This is a genomic window from Pseudonocardia kongjuensis, assembly GCF_039526905.1.
GTDB classification, from domain to species: domain Bacteria; phylum Actinomycetota; class Actinomycetes; order Mycobacteriales; family Pseudonocardiaceae; genus Pseudonocardia; species Pseudonocardia kongjuensis.
This window is the reverse complement of sequence record NZ_BAAAJK010000007.1, coordinates 185,759-202,004: the sequence shown is the minus strand read 5'-3', so window position 1 is coordinate 202,004 and position 16,246 is coordinate 185,759. Positions and strand designations below refer to the sequence as shown.

Here is a 16,246-nt window from a genome sequence, read left to right as displayed (position 1 = left end):
CGGACCGACGCGATCGCCCGGATCGATCCGCTGCTGGCCGGTCGCTCGGCGGGCGGGCCGGTCGCCGCGCTCGCCGGGTTCACCGCGGTGCTCCGGCACGCCGGCCTCGCCGTGCCGACCGACCGGGTCGCGGCGTTCCTGCAGGCGGTGGGCCATCTCGGGGTGACCGACCGGGAGCGGGCGTACCGGGCGGGCCGGGTCACCCTCTGCTCCGACCCGGACGACCTGCCGCGCTACGACATCGCGTTCGCGACCTGGTTCGATCCGGCGATCACGGCCCGCACCGCGCCGCCCGCCGCGACCCCGCCGCCGGCCCGGCCGGCGCCGCTGGGCAGCGGCCGGGACCCGGACGCCGACGCCGACGGCAGCGCCGAGGTGCTGGAGATCGCGGTGGCCGCCTCGGCGACCGAGGTGCTGCGGGACCGGGACATCGCCGAGCTCACCCGGGCCGAGCGGGAGCACCTGCGGGTGCTGCTGGCCCGGCTGCGCCCGGACCCGCCGCTGCGCCGCAGCAGGCGGCTGAGCCCGGCCCGGCACGGGGGTGCCGATCCGCGGCGCACCCTGCGGGCCGCGATGCGGGCCGGTGGGGAGCTGCGCGCGCTGCACCGCCGCGACCAGGAGCGGCGGCCCCGGCGGGTGGTGCTGCTGATCGACGTCTCCGGGTCGATGCAGCCCTACGCCGACGCCCTGCTGCGGTTCGCGCACGTCGTCGCCCGCCGGTCCCCGGCGTCGACCGAGGTCTTCACCCTGGGCACCCGGCTGACCCGGGTCAGCCGGGAGCTGCGGCTGCGCGATCCGGAGCACGCGCTGCGCGCCGCCGACGCCGCGATCGTGGACCGCTCCGGTGGGACCAGGCTGGGTGAGGTGCTGCGGACCTTCGTCGACGTCTGGGGCCGGCGCGGCACCGCCCGCGGGGCGGCCGTCGTGGTGTTCTCCGACGGGTGGGAGCGCGGCACCGCGGAGCTGCTGGGGGAGCAGGCGGGCCGATTGGCGCGGCTCGCGCACCGGCTGGTCTGGGTCAACCCGCACGCCGGGAAGGACGGCTACCTCCCGGTGCAGGGCGGCATCGTGGCCGCGCTGCCGCACCTCGACGAGCTGCTCGCCGGGCACAGCCTGGCCACCCTGGAGGAGCTGCTGGCGGTGCTGCGCCGCCGCTGACCGGCCCGTCTCACGCCGGGGTGCGCAGCAGCTCCCGCCGGCCGCCCGGGAAGTGGTGGTAGACCGAGCCGCGGGGGGCTCCGCTGTGCTCCAGCACGGCGTCGATCGTCGTCCCCGCGGCCCCTCGCTCGCGGAGCAGCGCGATCGTGCTCTCGATCATCCGGCAGCGCGTCTGCCCGCGCCGCGGTGTCCCCGTGGGCACTCCCGGCCTCCTCGACCATGAACGATGTCCTGGAGCATGGGCGCGCCACGAGCTCGGCCCGGTGCGTTCCGCGGAACGCACCGGTGGCCCGCGGCGGCGCTGCACCGACCGGCGCACCGGGCGCCGCCGGACGCCGCAGCGGGCGTGTGCCGCAACCGGTCCGGTCGCCGATCCGGAAATACCCGGCGGCCCGCCGTGCGTTGGCCGGGGTGGGGCCTGCACACCGGGGTGATGGGACATGACGGAGTTCACCGTGGCCCTCGTGATCCCGTTCGCGGGCTCCGAGGCGCTCTACGGGCCGTCCTGCCTGCTCTGCGCCCGGCTGGCCGCCGAGGAGATCAACGCCGCGGGCGGGATCCTCGACCGGCCGGTCCGGATGATCGTGGTGGACGGCGGCGCCGGACCCGCGCGGGTCGCCGACGAGGTCGGGCGGCTGGCCGACGCCGGCCGGCTGGACGCCGTCGTCGGCTGGCACACCTCGGTCGTCCGGCAGCACCTGGTGCCGCGGCTGCGCGGCCGGGTCCCCTACGTGTTCACCGCGCTCTACGAGGGCGGCGAGACGACCCCCGGGGTGTTCGCGATCGGCGAGACCCCGGAGATCCAGCTCTATCCGGCGCTGCGCTGGATGGGCGAGGAGATCGGGGTGCGGCGCTGGTTCGTGGTCGGCAACGACTACGTGTGGCCGCGCCGCTCCACCGAGCTGGTGCACCGGTTCCTGCGCGAGTGCGGGGCACCGCCGCTGGACGGGGCGCGGTTCGTCCGGCTCGGCACGGCCGACTTCGGGCCGGTGCTGCGCCGGATCGAGTCCGGCGACGGCGACGGGGTGCTGATGCTGCTCGTCGGCCGGGACGCGGTGGAGTTCAACCGGCAGTTCGCCCGGCGCGGCCTGGAGGACCGGTGCGCCCGCTTCGCCCCGCTGATGGACGAGAGCATGCTCGCCCAGACCGGCGCCCGGGCGTCCCGGGACGTGTTCACCGCCGCCGGCTACTTCGAGTCGCTGCCGACCGCGGAGAGCCTCGGGTTCGGCGCCCGCTACGTGCGCCGGTTCGGGCCGGACGCGCCGGTGCTGAACGCCCCCGGCGAGTCCTGCTACGACGGCGTCCGGGTGCTGGCCGGGCTGGTCGAGCGGGCCGGGACCGCCGAGATCGGGCCGCTCACCGAGGTCGCCGACCGGTCCTGCCACGACGGGCCGCGCGGGACGGTGCGGGTCACCGGGGCCCGCACCGAGCAGCGCATCTACCTGGCCACCGCGGACGGCGCCGGCTTCGACATCCTCGCCTCGATCTGATCCCGCCGGGCGCCGCGGTCAGTCCCGGGTGGCGACCCGGTCCCGCTCGACGAAGAACCGGGGCGCCACCGCGCCCGATCCGGCGGTGACCAGCGCGATCCCGACCAGCAGCAGCGCGGGCAGGGTGGAGGTCCCGGCGCCGACCGCGAGCAGCGCGGTCGCCACCAGCGGCACGAACCCGGAGACCACGCCCGCCAGGTTGGCCGACAGCGCGACGCCGCTGTAGCGCAGGTGCGGCGGGAACAGCTCGGTGAGCAGAGCGCCGGAGACCGCGTACGGGATCGAGAGCAGCGCGGTCGCCACCGTCACGCCGAGCACCACCGCGGCCGCGCCGCGGGTGTCGATCAGCCAGAACGCCGGGAACGCCATCAGCGCCGACGCGACGCCACCGGCCACCGTCACCCGCCACGCCCCGTAGCGCTCGGCGAGCCGCCCGCCCAGGATCAGCACGCCGATCTCGACCGCGGCGGCGACCAGGGTCGCGCCCAGCATCAGCGACCGCGGCAGGCCGAGCTGGGTCGTCCCGTAGCTGATCACGAACGTGGTGACCAGGTAGAAGCCGCCGACGCCGAGCAGCGTGGTGCCCGCACCGACCGCGAGCTGCGGCCAGGCCCGCGCGAACACCTCCCGGACCGGGGACGAGGACCGCTCGTCCCGGGCCAGCATCTGCTCGAACAGCGGGGACTCCTCAACCCGCCTGCGCAGCCACACCGCCACCGCGAGCAGCGGGAACGCCGCCAGGAACGGGATCCGCCAGCCCCAGGCGTCGAAGCTCTCCGGCGGCAGCTGCGCGACGGCGAGGAACGCCCCGGAGGACAGCAGCGTGCCGACCGGGGAGCCGATCTGGGGCATCGCGGCGTACCGGCCGCGGCGCTCCGGCGGTGCGTGCTCGACGGCCAGGGTGACCGCCCCGCCCCACTCGCCGCCGACCGCGACGCCCTGCAGCAGCCGCAGCAGGGTCAGCAGCAGCGGCGCCGCGATCCCGATCGCGGCGAAGTCGGGGAGCAGGCCGATCAGGCCGGTCACGATCCCGATCATGGTGACGGTGATGATCAGGCAGCGCTTGCGGCCGATCCGGTCGCCGAGGTGGCCGAAGACCACCGCCCCGAGCGGCCGGGCGGCGAACCCGACCGCGAACGACGCGAACGCGGCGAGGGTGGAGACCACCACGTCGTCGGTCGCGAAGTAGAGCCGGTTGAACACCAGCGCGGCCGCCGTGCCGTAGAGGAAGAAGTCGTACCACTCCAGCGCGGTGCCGACGAACGCGCCGAACGCGACCTTGCGCGCCTCGGCGTCGGTGACGGTCACCTTCCCGCCGGTGTTCCCGTCCGCCGTCTCGCCGGCCATGCCGCCTCCCGGGGTCCGTCCGTGTTGGGGTCGTGCCAGCATCGGCGGCCCGGCGGCCGAGCGGAACGCACGTACGCCGCGATCTACCGGCCGCAGACTGTGCGAGTGCACAACGAAACGTGGTCGTCATGTAGCGCCGGATCCGCTGTGCAGCTGCACAGCAGTCGTCGGTGAACCGGCGGCGCCGCGCCGGTGACCGCCGGGCACCGGCCGTGCTGCGATGGGGGACCCGGCGAACGAGGAGGACCCGATGGCGGACGACGGCGCCCCGACCTTCCTGGCGGACTTCGCGACCCTGTCCGGCTTCGGCGCGACCGAACGCGGCGGGGTGCACCGGGAGGCCGCGTCCGAGGCGGACGATCGGCAGTGGGCCTGGTTCGGGCGGTGGCTGGCCGATCGCGGGTTCACCGTCGTCCACGACCGGATCGGCAACCAGTTCGGCCTGCTCGAACGCACCCCGGGCGCGCCGTACGTGCTGGTCGGCTCGCACCTGGACAGCCAGCCGTTCGGCGGCCGCTGGGACGGCGCCTACGGGGTGCTGGCGGCGGCGCACGCCGCGCACCGGCTGGCCGGCACCACGCACGCGCTGAACCTGGCGGTGGTCAACTGGTTCAACGAGGAGGGCTCCCGCTTCACGCCCAGCATGTTCGGCAGCGCGGTGTTCACCGGCGCGCTCGATCCGGGCGCGGCGCTGGACACCCGGGACCCGGCGGGCATCCGGGTCGGCGACCTGCTCGCCGCGTCCGGCCGGACCGGCACCGGGGCGCCGACGCTCGCCGACATCGCCTGCTACGCCGAGATCCACGTCGAGCAGGGCCGGGTGCTCGAGGACACCGGGACCACGATCGGCCTGGTCGAGGCCACCTGGGCGGCCCGCAAGTACGCGCTGCGGGTGCTCGGGGAGCAGTCGCACACCGGCTCGACGGTGATGGCCGACCGGCGGGACGCGCTGCTCGGCGCCGCCCGGCTGGTGGTGCTGGCCCGCGAGCTCTCCGACGAGCTGTCCGGCACCGGCGCGCCGCTGCACACCTCGGTGTCCCGGATGACCGTCGAGCCGAACAGCCCGGTCACCGTCGCCCGCGAGGTCACCCTGAACCTGGACCTGCGCTCGCCCGACGAGCAGCTGCTGGCCCGGGCCGACGAGCTGCTGCACTCCCGGATCGCCGGGATCGAGCGGTCGGCCCGGGTGGCGGTCGAGATCGCCGGGTCGCACGGCTGGGGCGTGCAGCCGTTCCCGGCGGCCGGGATCGACCTGGCCCGCGAGGTCGCCGACGGGCTCGGGCTGGGCCACCGGCGGATGCCGACCGTCGCCGGGCACGACTCGGTGAACCTGAACGGGCACGTCCCGACGGTCATGCTGTTCGTCCCCAGCGTGGACGGGATCAGCCACAACGAGGGCGAGCACACCACCGACGCCGACGCCCTCGCCGGGCTCGACCTGCTGACCGGGGTGCTGCGCCGGCTGGCCGCGGGGGAGATCACCGCGGGCTGAGCTGGCAGGGTGACGCCGATGGACACCGAGGACGCCTGGGCGCGGATGGTGGCCCGGCTGCGCCGGCGGGTGCCGGAGCTGGCCACCGCGTTCCTCGCCCGGCTCGACCGGGACGGTCACTACGACGACCAGCCGGTCACCCCGGCCGACCTGCGTGACACCGCCGAGGAGTCGCTCGCGCTGCTGGTCGACCAGCTCGCCCGCACCGACGGCCGGATCGAGCTCGGGGACCTCCCGGACCGGCTCGGCAGGCACCGGGCCCGGCAGGGCGTCGATCTCGACGACCTGGTCCGCGCGGTCCGCCTGGACTTCCCGGTGCTCTGGTCGGCGCTGCTCGACCAGGACGGGGACGCCGCCGTCCTGGTCCGGCGCGCCGACCGGGTGTGGGCGGTCGTCGACGCCTACGCCCGCGAGGTGCACTTCGCGTTCCTCGACGAGCAGGCGGTGCTGGCCGAGCAGCAGCGCGACGAGCAGCGGCAGCTGCTGGACCTGCTGTTCCGCGGCGGCCCGGGCGGCACGCCCGCCGAGCACCGGACCGCCCGGCTGGCGGCCGGGCTCGGCGTCGGCGAGGACGCCGCGTTCACCGTCTGCGCGGCCCTCGCCGATCACGCGGCGACCCTGCGCGGGCGGGCGGCCCGCACCGCCGGGGTGCACCTGCGCGACGTCGAGTTCGGGGTGGTGGCGTTCTGGCCGGCCGACGTGCCGGGCGCCGCCCCGCCGGAGCACCGGCTGACCGCGGACATCGGATGCGTCGTGGTCGGCGGCGTCGCCGGGCTCGCCGCGGTGCCGGACGCGGCGTCCGCGGCGCTCCGGATGGCCCACCTGCTCCCGCCGGACGCGGCCGCGCCGCACGGGCCGCGCGAGGTGTGGCCGCTGGTCGCCCGGCGCGCGCTCGACGACCACGGCGGGCTGGCGGGCACGCTGCTCGCCGGGCTGGACGCGGCCCGCCCGGACGAGACCGGGCTGCTCCGCGAGACCGCGCTGGCCTATCTGGACTCGGGCAGCGTCGCCACCGTCGCCGGCCGGCTGTACTGCCACCGCAACACCGTGCTCAACCGGCTGCGCCGGTTCGCGGCGCTCACCGGGCTGGACCTGACCCGGCCGCGGGACGCCGCGCTCGCCGTCGTGCTGCTGTCCGGGTGAGCGCCCGCCCGCGGGACCGGCCCCGCGCCGTCACGGGACGGCCGCGCCGACCAGCCGCAGCGCGAACTCCACCTGCGCCCAGGCGACCTCGTTCTCGGTCGGCCCGGCGTCCTCCCGGAACCAGACCGCGACGCCCATCCCGAGATCGAGGATCGCGTACGACGCCAGCTGCGGATCGGCGACCCGGAACGCGCCGCGTGCGGCACCGTCGCCGATCAGGGCGCGGAACCGCTGCTCGTAGCTGTCGCGCAGGCCCAGGATGGCCGAGCGGTGCGGCTCGACGAGGCTGCGCAGCTCCCGGTTCCCGACGAACGCCTCCCGCCGGTGCCGGGCGTGGAACCGGACGTGCGCGTCGACCGCCCGGCGCAGCCGTTCCACCGGATCGTCCACCCCGGACACCGCCGCGTCGTGGTCGCGCAGCAGCGCGGTCATCGTGGCGTGCATCAGCGAGGCGAGCAGGTCCTGCTTGGAGCTGACGTGCTTGTAGAGGCTGGGTCCGCGCATCCCGACGGCGGCCCCGATGTCGGCCATCGTCGTCGCCTCGTAGCCGCGCCGGACGAACTGCTCCAGCGCGGCCGACCGGATCTCCGCCTCCCGCACGGCTAGCAGTCTATCCCCGAGCTGTGACCCGTGCGGCAGCATCTTGCGTCGACCAGTCGTCATGGTGGCTAATGACTATTAGCCAACACGCAGGAGGAGACATGGCCGTCGACTTCGAGCCGGACCCCAGGGTCGCCGAGCTCGCCGACCGCACCCGGCGGTTCGTCCGGGAGGAGGTGATCCCGGTCGAGGTGGCGCACGACGGCGTCGTCGGATCCGAGGAGGTCCGCCGCCGGCTGCAGGCCGGGGCCCGCGCGGCCGGGGTGTTCGCGCCGCACGCGGCCGAGGAGTTCGGCGGCCACGGCCTGGACATGTGCGGTCGGGCCGCGGTGTTCGAGGAGGCCGGCTACTCGCTGCTCGGCCCGATCGCGCTGAACATCGCCGCGCCCGACGAGGGCAACGTGCACATGCTGGAGCAGATCGCGAGCGAGGAGCAGAAGGCGCGCTACCTCGCCCCGCTCGCGGCGGGCGACGTGCGGTCCTGCTTCGCGATGACCGAGCCGGCCCCCGGCGCGGGCTCCGACCCGGACGCGCTGTCCACCACCGCCACCCGGGTCCCCGGCGGCTGGCGGATCGACGGCCGCAAGTGGTTCATCACCGGCGCCGACGGCGCCGCCTTCGCCATCGTGATGGCCCGCACCGCGGGCGAGCCGGGGGACCGCGGCGGCGCCACCATGTTCCTGGTCGACGCCGGCAACCCGGGCATGCAGGTGGGCAGGCACATTCCGACGCTCGACGAGTCGCTGTACGGCGGGCACCTCGAGGTCACCTTCGACGACTGCCGGGTCGGCGACGACGCGGTGCTCGGCGAGGCCGACCAGGGCTACCGCTACGCCCAGGTGCGGCTCGGCCCGGCCCGGATGACGCACTGCATGCGCTGGCTCGGGATCGCCCGCCGGGCCCAGGACATCGCGGTGGGGCACGCGGCGCAGCGCAGGCTGTTCGGCTCGCGGCTCGGCGACCTCGGCATGGCCCAGGCGATGATCGCCGACAACGAGATCGACGTCGCGGCCGCCCGCGGGCTGATCCTGCGCGCCTGCTGGGAGCTGGACCGGGGCCGGCACGCCGGGGCCGAGGTGTCGATCGCGAAGACCTTCACCGCGGAGGCCGTGTGGCGGGTGGTCGACCGGTCGCTGCAGCTCTGCGGGTCGCTCGGCGTCTCCGGGGACGTGCTGCTGGGCCGGTTCCTGCGCGAGGTGCGGCCGTTCCGGATCTACGACGGCCCGTCCGAGACGCACCGCTGGTCGATCGCCCGCCGGGTGGTGGGCCGGCACACAGCCGGGACAGCCGGGGCAGCCGGGTCGGCCGGGGCGGCGCGGCCGGCGGGCGTCCGGTGAGCGGCCCGGACGGGCTCGACCTGGTCGCGCTGGACCGCTTCCTGGCCGGGAACGTCGAGGGCTACCGCGGCGGCGTCACCGCCGAGCTGGTCTCCGGCGGCCGGTCCAACCTGACCTACCGGGTCACCGACGGCGCCGCCACCTGGATCCTGCGCCGCCCGCCGCTGGGCACGCTCACCCCGTCGGCGCACGACATGGCGCGCGAGTTCCGGTTCGTCGAGGCGCTCGCCGGGTCCGGCGTGCCGGTCGCCCCCGCGGTCGCGCTCGCCGACGACTCGGTGCTCGGGGTGCCGTTCGCGCTGACCGGGTTCGTCGACGGGATCGTGGTGCGCGGCGGGGCGGACCTGGCCGGCTGGTCCGACGGCCTGGTCCGGGACTGCGCCTTCGCGCTCGTCGACACGCTCGCCGCGCTGCACGCCGTCGACGTGACCGCGGAGCCGGTCGCCGGGCTCGGGCGGCCCGCCGGCTACCTGCGCCGCCAGGTCGACCGCTGGTACTCGCAGTGGCAGCGGGTGCGCACCCGGGAGCTGCCCGACGTGGACGCGCTGCACGCCCTGCTCGACGCCGGCTGCCCGGCGGAGAGCGACGCGGCCGTGGTGCACGGCGACTTCCGGATCGACAACGCCATCCTGGACCGGGCCGACCCGACCCGGGTGCTCGCCGTCGTCGACTGGGAGATGGCCACCCTGGGCGATCCGCTGGCCGATCTCGCGCTGCACACCGTCTACCGGGACGAGGTGTTCGCCCCGGTGCTGGCCGGCACGGCCGCCTCGACCAGTGCCCGGATGCCCGCCCCGGACGAGCTGGTCGCCCGCTACACCGCGGCCTCCGGCCGGGAGCCCCGGGACTGGGCGTTCCACCGCGGGCTGGCCTACCTCAAGATCGCGGTGATCGCCGAGGGCATCCACGAGCGGCACCTGCGCGGCGACACCCGCGGCGAGGGGTTCGACGGCATCGGCGACGCGACGGCCCCGCTGGTCGCCGCCGGGCTGTCCGCCGCCCGCGGATCCGGCGGCTGACCGGGACGGCCGGCGCCCGCGGACCCGGTGCGGGTTCCGCGGGCGCAGGCCCGGGCGGTCAGTCCCTGGTGAAGGCGTCCTTGACGTTGGACGCGGCGTCCTTGACCTTCTCGCCGGCGTCCTTCAGCGAGGCCTTGCTCTGCTCGGCCTTGCCCTCGGCGCGCAGCTCGTTGTCACCCGTCGCCTCGCCGGCCTTCTCCTTGGCGACGCCGGTGGCGTTCTCGGCCTTGTTCTTGATCTTGTCGGTGAACGACACGATGACCTCCTCGGGTTGCCTGCGTGGGTGGGAGTGCCCCACGGCCGGCTCCCTCACGCCGATGTGGCGACGATCACCCCGATCGGGCGGTCCGGCCGGGCCCGGCGCGCTCCCGTTCCCGGGCGCGGATGCCCTCGTCGGAGCAGAAGCCGCGGCCGGACCGCTTCAGGCAGAGCAGCCCGAGCAGCCGGCCGCCGTCGTCGACGACGGCCAGCCTGCGCCGCCCCTCGCCCGCCATCGCGTCCCAGGTGGTCCGCAGGTCCGCGGCCGGTCCGACGGTGCGACCGGCCAGCCGGCCGGCCGGTGCGGCCGGTGCGGCGTCGGCACGTCCGGCCAGGTCGGCCCGTTCGACGACGGCGTGCAGCAGCCCGTCGTCGTCGACCAGCAGCAGCGCGTGCACCTTCGGCTTGCCGAACAGCGCCCTGGCCTGGCCGACCGTCGTCGCCGGCCGGCAGGTCTTCGGGAAGGTGTGCATGGCGGAGGCGACGGTCTGCCCCACGACGGTCCCGGTCACGCTGCTCCCTCCACCCGGCTCCGGCACACCCAGCATCCGCGATCGCGGCCGCGCGCGGTAGGCCGTTGACCGCGGGTACCCGCTACTCCGGCCGGAACACCGCCAGCGCCCCGGCGAGCATCGCGTAGTAGCCGGTCAGCCACACCAGCGCGGCCAGGGTGTCCCGGCCGAGCTCGCGCAGCACGCCGGCGTAGCGGTCGTCGTCCAGGTCACGGGTGGTCAGCAGGGTCCGGACGACGTCCAGCGCGGTCCGTTCGGCGGCGTCCAGCCCGTCCGGGACGGCGCCGTCGAGCACCGCCCGCAGCTGCCCGGTGGACAGGCCGGACTCCCGGGCCGGACGCTCGTGCGCCGACCACTCGAACGCGCTGCGGTGGTGCACGGCGACGGCGAGCACGGCGAGCTCGCGCAACCGGGGCGGGAGGTCGTCGTCGAACCGCAACGCGGCCCCGACCTGCTGCACGGCGTCGCCGATCCGGGGCGAGAACAGCATCACCCCGAACGGGCCGAGCAGCCGGTCGCGCTCGTCGGTCAGCGGCACCCCGGCCTGCGCCTTCCGCGGCCCGGTGGCGATCCGGGCGTGCAGTGCGGCCCGCTCGGGATCCAGCCCGGCCGGGTCCAGCGGACGGGTACGGGGCGGCCCGGACGGCGCGGGGCGGCCGGGCAGGTCGTCGGTCGTCACCGGAGCAACGGTAGGCCGCCCGCTGGCGCCACCGGGCCGGCCGCCGGGAGTATCGGGCCGCACCGCAGCCCACGGGGGAGGAGCCGGTCCGATGGCGTACTACCGCAGAGCAGGTGACGTCCCGCCGAAGCGGCACACCCAGCACCGCGCCCCGGACGGGACGCTGTACCGGGAGGAGCTGATGGGGGAGGAGGGGTTCTCCGCGGACTCCTCGCTGCTCTACCACCGCGGGGTGCCGTCGGCGATCGTCGACGCGACCCCGTGGGAGCTCCCCGGCCAGGAGCTGCGGGAGAACCGGCCGCTGATCCCGCGGCACCTGCGGCTGCACGGGCTCGGCGGGCCGGACTGGAAGGCGGCCGATCCGGTGACCGGGCGGCAGCTGGTGCTCGGCAACGCCGACGTGCGGATCTCCTACGTCGTCGCGGGTGCGCCCTCCCCGCTGTACCGCAACGCGATCGGCGACGAGTGCCTGTACGTCGAGTCCGGCGCGGCCGTGGTGGAGACGGTGTTCGGCGTGATCGACGCCCGCGAGGGCGACTACGTGGTGCTGCCGCGGTCCACCACGCACCGCTGGGTGCCGGCCGGGTCCGAGCCGCTGCGGCTGTACGCGATCGAGGCGAGCTCGCACATCGGGCCGCCGCAGCGGTACCTGTCCCGCTACGGCCAGCTGCTCGAGCACGCCCCGTACTGCGAGCGCGATCTGCACGGTCCGGACGGCCCGCTGCTGGTGGAGGGCACCGACGTCGAGGTCCTGATCAAGCACCGCGGCGGGGAGCACGGCGTGACCGGCACCCGGCACGTCGTGCCCACCCACCCGTTCGACGTCGTCGGGTGGGACGGCTGCCTGTACCCCTACACCCTCAACGTCGCCGACTTCGAGCCGGTCACCGGCCGCGTGCACCAGCCGCCGCCGGTGCACCAGGTGCTGGCCGGCCGCAACTTCGTGATCTGCAACTTCGTGCCGCGCAAGGTCGACTACCACCCGCTGGCCGTGCCGGTGCCCTACTACCACTCCAATGTGGACTCCGACGAGGTGATGTTCTACTGCGGCGGCGACTACGAGGCCCGTAAGGGGTCGGGCATCGGGCAGGGCTCGGTCTCGCTGCACCCGGGCGGCCACTCGCACGGCCCGCAGCCCGGCGCGGTCGAACGGTCGCTCGGTGCGGAGTTCTTCGACGAGCTGGCCGTCATGGTCGACACCTTCGCGCCGCTGTCGCTCGGCCCGGGCGGCGCGGCCGTCGAGGACCCGGCGTACGCCTGGAGCTGGGCCGGGCGCGGGCCCGGGAGGTGACCGCCGGCTGCTGGGCGCTGCGCCCAGCACGGCGCGGTCCACGCCGGGCCGATCTGGGCGGTGGCGCCAGCTCTTGCTGGTCTGGTTGCCGAGCTCACCGGACTGAGGTGTCCTCGGTGCACACCCGTGCCCCACCCCGGAGGTGACCCGATGACCGTCGAGCACACCCTCACCGACGCCGAACGGCTGGCCGAGCTGGACGCCGCCACCCTGCACCGCCTGGTCGGCCTGGTGGAGCACGACGGCTCCCGCGACCCGTTCCCGGTGACCGGCTGGGACGCCGTGGTGTGGGCGGTCGGCAACGCCACCCAGGCCGCGCTGGTCCACCAGGTCGTCCACGGGATGGAGCTGGTCGCCTACTCCGGCCCGGAGACCGGCAACCGCGACCACCAGGCGTACGTGCTGCGCTCCGGTGCGGTCCGGTTCGAGCTGCGCGGCGCCGTCGACCCGGCCGGCCCGGTCGCCGACCACCATCGCGCGCACGGCGACGGCATCGTCGACATCGCCCTCGAGGTGCCCGACGTGGACCGCTGCATCGCGCACGCCCGCGCGCACGGCGCCACCGTGCTCGTCGAGCCGCACGACCTCGCCGACGAGCACGGCACCGTCCGGACCGCCGCGATCGCGACCTACGGCGACACCCGGCACACCCTGGTCGACCGCTCCCGCTACACCGGCCCCTACCTGCCCGGTTACGTCGCCCGCTCGTCCACCGTCGCGGACCGGGGGCCGCGGCTGTTCCAGGCGCTCGATCACGTCGTCGGCAACGTCGAGCTCGGCCGGATGGACACCTGGGTCGACTTCTACCGGCGGATCATGGGCTTCACGAACATGGCCGAGTTCGTCGGCGACGACATCGCCACCGACTACTCGGCGCTGATGAGCAAGGTCGTCGCCAGCGGCAACCACCGGGTGAAGTTCCCGCTGAACGAGCCGTCGCCCGGGCGGCGGCGCTCGCAGATCGACGAGTACCTGCAGTTCTACGGCGGCCCCGGCGTCCAGCACCTGGCGCTCGCCACCGACGACATCCTGCGCACCGTCGACGTGCTGCGGTCCCGCGGCGTCGAGTTCCTCGACACCCCGGCCGCCTACTACGACGACCCGGACCTGCGCGCCCGGATCGGCCGGGTCCGGGTGCCGATCGGCGAGCTGCGCTCCCGCGGGATCCTGGTGGACCGCGACGAGGACGGCTACCTGCTGCAGATCTTCACCAAGCCGGTCGGGGACCGGCCGACGGTGTTCTTCGAGCTGATCGAGCGGCACGGCTCGCTCGGCTTCGGCAAGGGCAACTTCAAGGCGCTGTTCGAGGCGATCGAGCGGGAGCAGGAGCGCCGCGGCAACATCTGAGCGGTCCGGGGCCGCCGCTGCTCAGCCCTGGATCCGCGGCCACGGCCGGTCGGACTCCAGCGCGAACGCCAGCTCCAGCAGGGTGCGCTCGTCCCCGGCCGCGGTGGACAGGTGCACCCCCAGCGGCAGCCCGTTGCCCGCCGCCCCGGCCGGCACCGCGATCGCCGGGGCACCCGCGACGTTGCACAGCGGGGTGAACGCCACGTAGTCGAGCAGCCGCCGGGTCAGCTCGTCGAACCCGACCGCGGGGCTCAGCCAGCCGATCTCCGGCGGGGTGTGCGCCAGCACCGGCGAGAGCAGCACGTCGTGCCGGGTGAACAGCTCGGTGTAGGACTGCGCGACCCGGCGCAGCCGGTGCAGGAACACCGGGGTGCGGGCCATCGCCTTCCGGTAGTGGTCGGCGAGGCCGTGGGTGAGCGCGTCCAGCCGGTCCGGGTCGAACGTGCGGCCGTGCAGCCAGCGGCCGCCGGTGACCACCGAGAACGCGAGCAGCCCCCAGTAGTCGAGGAAGTCGTCGACGAACCGGGACCCGATGCCGGTGCTCGCGGGCTCGACCAGGTGCCCCTGCTTGCCGAGCAGCTCGGCCACCTCGGTGACCGCCGTCCGGGTCTCGGCGTCGATCTGCGCGCCGGTCGGCGAGTCCAGCACCAGCCCGATCCGCAGCCGCCGGCGGGCCGGGCCCTCGACCAGGCCGACCGGCGGCAGCGCCGGGTTGCGGCGGTACCGGTCCGCGGCGGCCAGGAAGGTCGCGGTGTCGCGCACCGTCCGGGACACGATCCCGTCGGCGACCAGGTCGATCGGCATCCGGGCGCCGTTCGCGTTCGGGGCGAGCCTGCCCCGGGTCGGCTTCAGCCCGACCAGCCCGCAGGCCGCGGCCGGGATCCGGATCGAGCCGCCGCCGTCGTTGGCGTGCGCGACCGGCACCACACCGGCCGCGACCAGCGCCGCCGCGCCGCCGGACGACGCGCCCGCCGAGAACCGCGGGTCCCACGGGTTGCGGGTCGGCTCGGCGGCGGCGAACTCGGTGGAGGCGTTCAGGCCGTACTCCGGCATCCGGGTCAGGCCCAGCAGGTCCAGGCCGGTCGCCAGCAGCTGCCGGGTGACCTCGGCGTGCTCCCGGGCGGGCGCCGGGACGTAGGCGACGGTGCCGTTGGTGACCGGCCAGCCGCGGACGTCGGTGTTGTCCTTGACCAGCGTCGGGACGCCGGCCAGCGGCCCGGCCCGCTCGCCGGTCACCGGATCGGCGATCCGGTCCAGCGCCAGGCCGTGCAGCTGCGGCTCGACGAGCGCGGCCCGCCCGGCGACCGCGGTCCGCAGCTCGGCCGCCGAGACCTCGCGGCGGCGGAGCCGCTCGGCCAGACCGACCGCGTCGGCGTCACCCAGAGCGTCGTCGGAGAACGCGTGCACCCGGCTCATGCCTGCCCATGATGCTCCCTGCACCCGCTCCCGGGCGGCAGCACCCGCCCGGTGCCCCGGGGTCCGACCCGAAGGGAGGATCAGAGCAGGCCGGCGGAGCGGGCCGCCAGCACCGCCTTGGTGCGGTTGTGCACGCCGAGCTTGCGCATCGCGCTGCGCAGGTAGGTCTTCACGGTGTCCACCGCCAGGCCCATGTCCGCGGCGATCTCGGCGTTGCTCGCCCCGACCGCCACCAGCCGCAGCGCCTCCGCCTCCCGCGGCGCCAGCAGGGTCCCCGGCGGGGCGGCCGTCGGCGGGCGGGAACCGGTGAGCGCGCGGTGGATCTGGTCGAGCTTGGCCCGCAGGCCCGGATCGGCGGTGGACCGGGCCAGCGCCGCCAGCTCGTCGAGCGCCGTGCTGCGGTCCGGGCCGGCCCCGCCGCCCGGGGCCGGGGCGACCGGCTCCAGCGCCGCGGTGACGTCCCGGGCGACCTGGGTGGCGATCGCACCGGTCCGGCGGACGGCGACGTCACCGATCGGCCGATCCGCGCGGACCGCCCCGTAGACCATCCCGCGGACCGCCCCGCCCACCATGATCGGGTAGGCCAGGATCGAGGTCAGCTTCTCGTACTCGACGACCGGCAGGTCGTAGTCGTGGGTGATGCCGGCCGTCGAGGCGTAGTCGTTCACCCGGCACGGCCGCCTGCGCACCATCGCGGCACCGCCGAGGCCGCGCCCGGACACCACGTCCAGCTGGCGCAGCGAGTCGCCCAGGGTGCCCGCCAGCCGGGTGATCGTCAGCTTCTGCCCGGCCGCGCAGCTGCGGGTCGCGCCGCCGAACACCACCGGCAGCCCGGTGCTGCGGTGCAGCTCGCCGAGCCGCCGCGCCAGCGAGGCCTCCAGCGTCCGCGCCACGACGTCCTCCGCCGCATGCCACGCCGGGCCACCGGCCGCGTCGCTGCGCGCGTCCCGGGCCGCGTCCCACGCCGTGCCACCGTCGACCACGGGTGCCCTCCATCGGTGCGCGCGGATGTGCTTCATCATCCGCGTCCCGGGTGCGTTGTCGCATGTGTCCCGGTCGGCGTCAAGCGCCCTGCGAGCCGGCTACCCACCGAAGTGGGTAGCCCCACTTCGGTGGGTAGCGGCACCGGCACCGGCTCGGTGAACCTCTCGTCCACC

General features: G+C 75.6%; 16 protein-coding genes. 8 read left to right on the top strand and 8 right to left on the bottom strand.

What is annotated here, in order from left to right:
- Positions 1-21 precede the first annotated feature (21 nt).
- Complete coding sequence (locus ABD160_RS11230) at positions 22-1,158, top strand: vWA domain-containing protein (RefSeq protein ID WP_425563610.1); 1,137 nt, start codon at positions 22-24, stop codon at positions 1,156-1,158.
- 10 nt (positions 1,159-1,168) lie between these two features.
- Here the strand turns inward: ABD160_RS11230 and ABD160_RS11225 are convergent, their stop codons facing one another.
- Positions 1,169-1,318 (bottom strand): helix-turn-helix domain-containing protein, encoded by a 150-nt coding sequence (locus ABD160_RS11225; RefSeq protein ID WP_344021251.1) that lies wholly within the window; start codon positions 1,316-1,318, stop codon positions 1,169-1,171.
- 280 nt (positions 1,319-1,598) lie between these two features.
- Here ABD160_RS11225 and ABD160_RS11220 point away from each other — a divergent pair, with 280 nt between their 5' ends.
- On the top strand, positions 1,599-2,648 hold the full coding sequence (locus tag ABD160_RS11220; protein WP_344021249.1) for a substrate-binding domain-containing protein: 1,050 nt from the start codon (positions 1,599-1,601) through the stop codon (positions 2,646-2,648).
- Between the two features lie 18 nt (positions 2,649-2,666).
- Here the strand turns inward: ABD160_RS11220 and ABD160_RS11215 are convergent, their stop codons facing one another.
- Entirely contained in the window at positions 2,667-3,995 is a 1,329-nt protein-coding gene (locus tag ABD160_RS11215; protein ID WP_344021247.1) for an MFS transporter, read from the bottom strand.
- 220 nt (positions 3,996-4,215) lie between these two features.
- Here ABD160_RS11215 and ABD160_RS11210 point away from each other — a divergent pair, with 220 nt between their 5' ends.
- Both ABD160_RS11210 and ABD160_RS11205 read left to right on the top strand, forming a co-directional pair.
- A complete protein-coding gene (locus ABD160_RS11210) occupies positions 4,216-5,487 on the top strand; it encodes a M20 family metallo-hydrolase (protein ID WP_344021245.1) in 1,272 nt (423 codons plus the stop codon).
- Positions 5,488-5,505: 18 nt separating this feature from the next.
- On the top strand, positions 5,506-6,630 hold the full coding sequence (locus tag ABD160_RS11205; protein ID WP_344021243.1) for an RsbRD N-terminal domain-containing protein: 1,125 nt from the start codon (positions 5,506-5,508) through the stop codon (positions 6,628-6,630).
- A 30-nt stretch (positions 6,631-6,660) separates the two neighbouring features.
- On the opposite strand, the gene ABD160_RS11200 is transcribed toward ABD160_RS11205, so the two are convergent.
- Positions 6,661-7,230, bottom strand: coding sequence for a TetR/AcrR family transcriptional regulator (locus ABD160_RS11200; protein ID WP_344021241.1), 570 nt, complete (start codon positions 7,228-7,230; stop codon positions 6,661-6,663).
- 101 nt (positions 7,231-7,331) lie between these two features.
- Here ABD160_RS11200 and ABD160_RS11195 point away from each other — a divergent pair, with 101 nt between their 5' ends.
- Positions 7,332-8,567 (top strand): acyl-CoA dehydrogenase family protein, encoded by a 1,236-nt coding sequence (locus ABD160_RS11195; RefSeq protein WP_344021239.1) that lies wholly within the window; start codon positions 7,332-7,334, stop codon positions 8,565-8,567.
- Positions 8,564-9,586: a phosphotransferase family protein gene (locus tag ABD160_RS11190; protein ID WP_344021237.1), complete on the top strand. Its 1,023-nt coding sequence runs from the start codon at positions 8,564-8,566 to the stop codon at positions 9,584-9,586. The genes ABD160_RS11195 and ABD160_RS11190 overlap by 4 nt, the downstream gene beginning before the upstream one ends.
- 58 nt (positions 9,587-9,644) lie before the next feature.
- On the opposite strand, the gene ABD160_RS11185 is transcribed toward ABD160_RS11190, so the two are convergent.
- The 3 genes from ABD160_RS11185 to ABD160_RS11175 form a co-directional block, all read right to left on the bottom strand.
- Positions 9,645-9,842 carry a CsbD family protein gene (locus tag ABD160_RS11185; RefSeq protein ID WP_344021236.1) on the bottom strand — a complete coding sequence of 66 codons (198 nt, stop codon included), beginning with the start codon at positions 9,840-9,842 and terminating at the stop codon, positions 9,645-9,647.
- 73 nt (positions 9,843-9,915) lie between these two features.
- Positions 9,916-10,356: a CBS domain-containing protein gene (locus ABD160_RS11180; RefSeq protein ID WP_344021234.1), complete on the bottom strand. Its 441-nt coding sequence runs from the start codon at positions 10,354-10,356 to the stop codon at positions 9,916-9,918.
- Between the two features lie 82 nt (positions 10,357-10,438).
- Entirely contained in the window at positions 10,439-11,035 is a 597-nt protein-coding gene (locus tag ABD160_RS11175; RefSeq protein ID WP_344021231.1) for a carboxymuconolactone decarboxylase family protein, read from the bottom strand.
- A 91-nt stretch (positions 11,036-11,126) separates the two neighbouring features.
- On the opposite strand from ABD160_RS11175, the gene ABD160_RS11170 reads away from it, so the two are divergent.
- Positions 11,127-12,326 (top strand): homogentisate 1,2-dioxygenase, encoded by a 1,200-nt coding sequence (locus ABD160_RS11170; protein ID WP_344021229.1) that lies wholly within the window; start codon positions 11,127-11,129, stop codon positions 12,324-12,326.
- 150 nt (positions 12,327-12,476) lie between these two features.
- Complete coding sequence (gene hppD, locus ABD160_RS11165; protein WP_344021227.1) at positions 12,477-13,673, top strand: 4-hydroxyphenylpyruvate dioxygenase; 1,197 nt, start codon at positions 12,477-12,479, stop codon at positions 13,671-13,673.
- A 21-nt stretch (positions 13,674-13,694) separates the two neighbouring features.
- Here the strand turns inward: hppD and ABD160_RS11160 are convergent, their stop codons facing one another.
- Together ABD160_RS11160 and ABD160_RS11155 are read right to left on the bottom strand one after the other, a co-directional pair.
- On the bottom strand, positions 13,695-15,089 hold the full coding sequence (locus tag ABD160_RS11160; protein WP_344021224.1) for an amidase: 1,395 nt from the start codon (positions 15,087-15,089) through the stop codon (positions 13,695-13,697).
- 80 nt (positions 15,090-15,169) lie between these two features.
- Positions 15,170-16,072, bottom strand: a complete 903-nt coding sequence (locus ABD160_RS11155) for a LuxR C-terminal-related transcriptional regulator (RefSeq protein WP_344021222.1) — start codon at positions 16,070-16,072, stop codon at positions 15,170-15,172.
- Positions 16,073-16,246: the final 174 nt, after the last annotated feature.

Bases quoted from the DNA above. Each gene is read 5' to 3' on its own strand.
- ABD160_RS11225 (WP_344021251.1), bottom strand. From the start codon at position 1,318: ATGATCGAGAGCACGATCGCGCTGCTCCGCGAGCGAGGGGCCGCGGGG.
- ABD160_RS11220 (WP_344021249.1), top strand. From the start codon at position 1,599: ATGACGGAGTTCACCGTGGCCCTCGTGATCCCGTTCGCGGGCTCCGAG.
- ABD160_RS11215 (WP_344021247.1), bottom strand. From the start codon at position 3,995: ATGGCCGGCGAGACGGCGGACGGGAACACCGGCGGGAAGGTGACCGTC.
- ABD160_RS11210 (WP_344021245.1), top strand. From the start codon at position 4,216: ATGGGGGACCCGGCGAACGAGGAGGACCCGATGGCGGACGACGGCGCC.
- ABD160_RS11205 (WP_344021243.1), top strand. From the start codon at position 5,506: ATGGACACCGAGGACGCCTGGGCGCGGATGGTGGCCCGGCTGCGCCGG.
- ABD160_RS11195 (WP_344021239.1), top strand. From the start codon at position 7,332: ATGGCCGTCGACTTCGAGCCGGACCCCAGGGTCGCCGAGCTCGCCGAC.
- ABD160_RS11170 (WP_344021229.1), top strand. From the start codon at position 11,127: ATGGCGTACTACCGCAGAGCAGGTGACGTCCCGCCGAAGCGGCACACC.
- hppD (WP_344021227.1), top strand. From the start codon at position 12,477: ATGACCGTCGAGCACACCCTCACCGACGCCGAACGGCTGGCCGAGCTG.
- ABD160_RS11160 (WP_344021224.1), bottom strand. From the start codon at position 15,089: ATGAGCCGGGTGCACGCGTTCTCCGACGACGCTCTGGGTGACGCCGAC.